At 66.2% G+C, this 5,329-nt stretch carries 7 protein-coding genes; 5 read left to right on the top strand and 2 right to left on the bottom strand.

Going from position 1 to position 5,329, the window contains the following annotated elements:
* Positions 1–947: transposase (locus ACGFIQ_RS36145; RefSeq protein WP_393250835.1), on the top strand; the 947-nt coding region annotated here is incomplete at its 5' end.
* Positions 948–1,044: 97 nt separating this feature from the next.
* Entirely contained in the window at positions 1,045–1,284 is a 240-nt protein-coding gene (locus tag ACGFIQ_RS36140) for an ATP-binding protein (RefSeq protein ID WP_393250837.1), read from the top strand.
* A 19-nt stretch (positions 1,285–1,303) separates the two neighbouring features.
* On the opposite strand, the gene ACGFIQ_RS36135 is transcribed toward ACGFIQ_RS36140, so the two are convergent.
* Together ACGFIQ_RS36135 and ACGFIQ_RS36130 are read right to left on the bottom strand one after the other, a co-directional pair.
* Entirely contained in the window at positions 1,304–1,876 is a 573-nt protein-coding gene (locus tag ACGFIQ_RS36135) for a hypothetical protein (protein WP_393250833.1), read from the bottom strand.
* A 360-nt stretch (positions 1,877–2,236) separates the two neighbouring features.
* Entirely contained in the window at positions 2,237–2,809 is a 573-nt protein-coding gene (locus tag ACGFIQ_RS36130) for a TetR/AcrR family transcriptional regulator (RefSeq protein WP_393250831.1), read from the bottom strand.
* Between the two features lie 170 nt (positions 2,810–2,979).
* Between ACGFIQ_RS36130 and ACGFIQ_RS36125 the strand changes: the two genes are divergently transcribed.
* From ACGFIQ_RS36125 to ACGFIQ_RS36115, 3 genes are all read left to right on the top strand, one after another.
* Positions 2,980–3,144 (top strand): hypothetical protein, encoded by a 165-nt coding sequence (locus ACGFIQ_RS36125; RefSeq protein WP_393250829.1) that lies wholly within the window; start codon positions 2,980–2,982, stop codon positions 3,142–3,144.
* A 139-nt stretch (positions 3,145–3,283) separates the two neighbouring features.
* On the top strand, positions 3,284–4,183 hold the full coding sequence (locus ACGFIQ_RS36120; RefSeq protein WP_393250827.1) for an NAD-dependent epimerase/dehydratase family protein: 900 nt from the start codon (positions 3,284–3,286) through the stop codon (positions 4,181–4,183).
* Positions 4,180–5,070, top strand: coding sequence for an alpha/beta hydrolase fold domain-containing protein (locus ACGFIQ_RS36115; protein WP_393250825.1), 891 nt, complete (start codon positions 4,180–4,182; stop codon positions 5,068–5,070). Before ACGFIQ_RS36120 ends, ACGFIQ_RS36115 begins: the two co-directional genes overlap by 4 nt.
* The last annotated feature ends 259 nt before the right edge of the window (positions 5,071–5,329 follow it).

Here is a 5,329-nt window from a genome sequence, read left to right as displayed (position 1 = left end):
GGCAGCTGCGAGACATTGTGGGGCGGCTGATCGCGGCCGGGCAGTGGCGGCCCGGGGACCCGGAGATCCTGGTCGTGGCCGACGCCGGCTACGACGCGCCCCGTCTGGCGTTCCTCCTGGCCGATCTGCCCGTGCAGGTCCTCGCTCGGATGCGCTCAGACCGGGTACTACGCCGAGCAGTGCCAGCCCGGCAGCCCGGGACGATCGGCAGACCGCGCAAGCACGGCGACGAGTTCGTCTTCGGCGATCCCACCACCTGGGGTGAGCCGGACGTTGCCACCGCCGCTGACACCCGGCTCTACGGCGCGGCGTGGGCCCGAGCCTGGGACCGGTTGCACCCACGGTTGACCCACCGATCCGCCTGGATCGACTCGGCGAAGGTGCTGCCGGTCATCGAGGGAACCGTCATCCGTTTGGAAGTCGACCATCTACCCTCCGGCGCGACCCCGAAGCCGGTCTGGCTGTGGTGCTCCGGCGTCGACGCCACCCCGGACGACGTGAACCTGCTCTGGCAGACGTTCCTGCGACGCTTCGACATCGAACACACGTTCCGCCTGTTCAAGCAGACCCTCGGCTGGACCTGCCCCAAGATCCGCACCCCGCAAGCCGCCGACCTATGGACCTGGCTGATCCTCGCCACCTACACCCAGCTCCGCCTGGCCCGCACCCTCGCCGCCGACCTGCGCCGCCCCTGGGAGAAGCCCGCACCACCGCAGCGTCTGTCACCCGCCCGCGTCCGCCGAGGGTTTCGGCACCTCCGCGTGAAGCTCACCTGCCCAGCCGATGCACCCAAACCCTCCCGACCAGGCCCAGGGCGACCACCCGGCCGCCGCAACAACCAGCCCACCCCACGCTACGACGTCCACACCGCAGCCACCACGAACGCCAAGACAGCAGCCGCAAAGAACACGAAGTCCGTCAATCCCCGTCCACGTCGCACGGGTTAAAGGTCAAGCTAGGGCACGTCTCGAAACCCTGGCGTCTGTCTGTTGGGGATGGTCGGGCAGGATGCCTGGGTGTAGGTGATCACCGCCCCCTGAGCGGATCTTCCCGTTCACCGGGCTGAAGGTCTACCTGCGACCACACGTGCTGGTCATGGATGAAGTTGGTTATCGGCCGCTGGAGCGGGACGAGGCCAACTTCGTGTTCCAGCTGATCTCCAAGCGATACGAAGAGGGATCGACCCTGTTGGCCTCGAACAAGAGCTTCAGCGCCTCAAAGCCATCGTCAGCGGACCAAGCCAAGCCCGAGCCAGCGGTGCCTGACACTGCGAGCAGCGCTTGATCGGCGAGCGTGGACATTTTCAACCGTAACGGGCGCGCCACTCAAGATAGGCGACCTGCTGCTGGGCATCGAAGGCACCCACGTCTCCCACACGTGGGTGCCGAGAGCCGAAGCCGATCACGCTCCACAGCGGCCTACTCGTCCACAGCGCCTGCAACGCCGGATATCGCTCGACCTCCCACAACGCCTCACGCACGGCATCGTCCATCCCAGAACCTGGGCGTTCGTAATAAATACCGCTGCTCTGAGTGTCGAGCTCACCGACGTCAGTAAAAGCGGGCAAATCCGGAAACACCATGTCAAGGCTGAGCCTCCAGCGTTCCGGCTGATACCAATCCGGCCGCGCCTCGTCGACCATCAGATGCCTGTTGAACGACAGGGTCGGTAGCTCGTCACTCCAGCTGTAGCGACCCCAGGACACGTCGAACCCGTCGGCGTTGCTGGCCGGTTCCGACTCCAGCCCATCGATCTCAATGGCGAGGAAGGCCGAGAACACCCGCCAGGCCGACTCGGGGTTCTCTACCCGGTTCGGATCAAGGCCATGTTGTCGGAGAAGACCTCGGAGGATGTCCGCCAAATCCGGCCACAACACGAGCACACCGCAAGGTACCAAGCAGCTCCGACCCCGAACGCAACCTGTGCACGTCATCTCGACCCGCGATCACCGCATGGCCGCCCGAAGCAAGAACTACCGGTACTCGACGAACCTGCACCTTGGTTCACTTCGCGTTTCGAGTGAGCCCCGTCCCGTTGGGCGGGGATTTTGCTGTGCGGGTCAGGGTGCTCGTCGGGGCGGTGAGCGGGAAGGCCGCCCTGTCAGTTTCGATGGTCAAGGCGTCGTGGTCGCGCACGATGATCATGCTGTGGAGCCGTAGGTGGCCAGCGGCGGTGTCTGGATCCTGGCCGTGCATCGTCGGGTGGTGCCGACGGAGGCGGCTGTCGTGTCGAATGCTCAGCGGGCCCGCATCCCGTTCAGTAAGACATCGAGGTAGCGGCGGCCGGCTGCAGCTTGCTCCTGAGGATCGGTGGCAGCGTGCATCCTGGCCGAGAAGGCGATTCCGCACATCAATGGCGTCATGTCGGCGAGCGTTATGCCGGGCGCCAGCCGCCCCGCGGCCCTGACCCGTGCGAATAGTTCATTGAACAGCGAGGCCAACTGATCGAGCAGATGCGCTGTGCCCGGTAGGGCGGCTGTGGACGCAGACAGCACCGGGGACAGGGCAGCGTCAGTGAGTTGCGCGTCCACGAACCTGACCAGGAAATCACAAAAGGCCGCCCATGCGTCGTCCTGTTCCGCAGCCTGTTTGGCGGCCTGGATCAGCGTCTCCAGTCCGTCCACCGACACCGCCTCGATCAACGCCTGAGGCGTCGGGAAGTGCCGGTACACCGTGGCGACGCCGACGCCGGCCGCGCTGGCCACCTCGTTCAGCTGAATCGGGGTGCCGTCCGCGACCAGCTCCCGGCCAATCTCGATGATTCGCTGGCGGTTGCGTACTGCGTCCTTACGGAGCGGGGAAGCGGTCACTACCACAGCATAAATGGATAACTGGGGCTGTTGTTGGACGGGCGGCGTGAGTCGATGCAGCCGATGGCGGATCGGCTCGGGGGATCATCAGGGGTTGCGGCATTTCGTAACGACCTCGCCGGGCCCGGTGCGGGACACCTGCCGATGAGCATCACCGGCCGAGGTGGTCGATGGTGGTGGGGATGCGCGACGAGCTGGCCGAGTACGGATTTCGTCCGCCGTTGCTGGCCGCGGACGCCGGCTACGGCGACAACGGCCACTTCCGTGGTGCCTTGGACGAGCGGTTCATCGGCTACGTCGTCCCCGAAGCGCACCTGGACCCAAAAGCCATATAACCGGACAAAGTACTACTAGTGCCTGGACCTCGTCCGGGCGGTTCGGGGCAACGCACCGGATAACTCATCCATTTCGTGCTACGGTCAAGGAAGCGGATAACTCATCCGTTTCCATTGTCCGCTCGGCTCCGGAGAGAACATGCAGATACTCATCACCGGCGGCACCGGCTACCTGGGCTCGGTGCTTGTCGAACACTTCGTTGCCGCAGGTCACCAAGTAGTAGCGCTGACCCGGTCCCCGCAGTCGGCAGCAACAGCGACGCAGGCGGGCGCGCGTCCTCTGCTCGGCAGCCTGACCGACACCGCGCTCCTGGAAACGGCTGCGGCGCAAGCCGACGCCGTGGTGCACGCCGCGGCGGTCGACTATGCCGGTGGCGAGGACGCAGTCAGGGCAGAAGCCGCTGCCGTGGAGGCGCTGATCCGTGGGGCGGGAAAGGCTGGGACGGGCAAGCCGTTCATCTACACCAGCACGAACCTGGTCTACGGGCTCGACCCCGCCCAATCTCGGGACGAAGACGCAGAACTGCCGGAGCCGGGCCTGCTGCCGGCCAAGCTCCTCGCCGAACGCCTGGTGCGCGAGGCGGCGGGTCTGAACGGCATGATCATCCGTGCGGGTCTGGTCTACGGTCGCGGCGGCACCATGCTGCTGACCAATCTGATCGGGGCCGCGACCCGCTCGGGCGCTGCGACCTACATTGGCGCCGGTGACAACGAGTGGACCCCGGTGCACGTGGACGATCTCGCCCGCCTGTACCTGGCGGCCCTGGAGCGCCCGGTGGCGGGCACCTACAACGCGGCCGGGCCGCAGCAGTTCACCTTCCGCGAACTTGCCGAGGCGATCGCGGACCTGACCGGAACCACCGCGACCTCGATCACCGCCGAACAGGCCGAGAGCGCCATGGGGCCGATGGCCGCGCTGCTTCGATCTTCGGCGCGCATCACCTCCCACAAGGCGCACGACACGTTCGGGTGGAGCACCAGCGGTCCCGCTCTGCCGGACGACGTGCGCTCCGGCTCCTACCGGGTGGTGAACCCGTGAGCCCGAGCCTGGCCAGCCACGCCGTTGTCGGTCTGCTGCGCGTGACCGGAGTGAAGAAGCGCCAGTTCAAGCCGAGCCGGTTCCTCGCCGAAGTGGCCAACCCGGCTCCACCGCGTCTGCCGGGTGTCACGGTCCGACGGGAAGAGTTCGAAGGCTGGACGGTCTATCGGCTGGCGCCCGTCAATCCGGTACGGCACTATGCCGTCTACCTGCACGGCGGCGCCTGGGCCGCCCCCATCACCACGCAGCACTGGAGGCTGGCCGCCCGGATCGCCGTCGAATCCGGCCGCGAAGTTGTCCTGCCCCTGTACCCGCGCCTTCCCGCCGCTACCCACGCCGACGTCCTTCCAGTCATGCTGCGCCTGTTCCAGCACGTCCAGACACAGGGGCCGACCGCACTGACCGGTGATTCAGCGGGCGCGACCATCGCCCTGTCCGTGCTCCAGGCTCTGACCTCGCGAAGCGAGGGGCCGGACGTCACCATCCTGATCTCACCCGCCCTGGACCTGACCTTCACCAACCCGAAGATCACCGACATCGCACCGCACGATCCGTTGCTGAATCTCGAGCACATCCGAGTTCTCGCGACCCGCTGGGCCGCCCCAGCCGATCCGTCAAACCCTCAGACCAGCCCTCTCAACGGCCGGCTGGACCACCTCGGACTCGTCCACGTGTACGGCGGGACACGCGATGTCCTCTTCCCCGACGCCGTCGTGCTCAGGGACCGGGCCGGTAACGCGACCGGAACCGATCTTCACCTGCACATCGGTGAGGGAATGATCCACGACTGGCCAATCATGCCGACCCCGGAGGGCCGCCGGGCGGCCGGGGACGTCATCGCCCTTTTGCGAGACGCAGGTGATCACTCGGTCGGAGAGGGTTTGTGATCTTCGGAAACGCCTCGAGACCTGCTTGGCCAGTACCCGCTGATGCTGCGTTTCCCGTACTTCGACATCTACCGCAAGTGGCTCGTCGAGCAGGTCGATCTCGTGCTCGCGATGCAGCTGTGACCGGAGGCCTTCACACCTGAGGAGGAAGCCGACAACTTCGCCTAGGCCGTGTTTCGTAGGGCACGAAGCCATTGGTTGATGGCGGCGATGGTGAGGGTGGCTTCGTAGCGCACGGCGAGTTTGTCGTATCTGGTGG

Origin of the sequence: Micromonospora sp. NPDC048898 (assembly GCF_043198035.1) — a bacterium.
Classification (GTDB): Bacteria; Actinomycetota; Actinomycetes; order Mycobacteriales; family Micromonosporaceae; genus Micromonospora.
Note: the sequence above shows the minus strand (reverse complement) of the source record. Positions and strands in the feature narration are given on the sequence as shown.

Bases quoted from the DNA above. Each gene is read 5' to 3' on its own strand.
- ACGFIQ_RS36125 (WP_393250829.1), top strand. From the start codon at position 2,980: ATGGTGGTGGGGATGCGCGACGAGCTGGCCGAGTACGGATTTCGTCCG.
- ACGFIQ_RS36120 (WP_393250827.1), top strand. From the start codon at position 3,284: ATGCAGATACTCATCACCGGCGGCACCGGCTACCTGGGCTCGGTGCTT.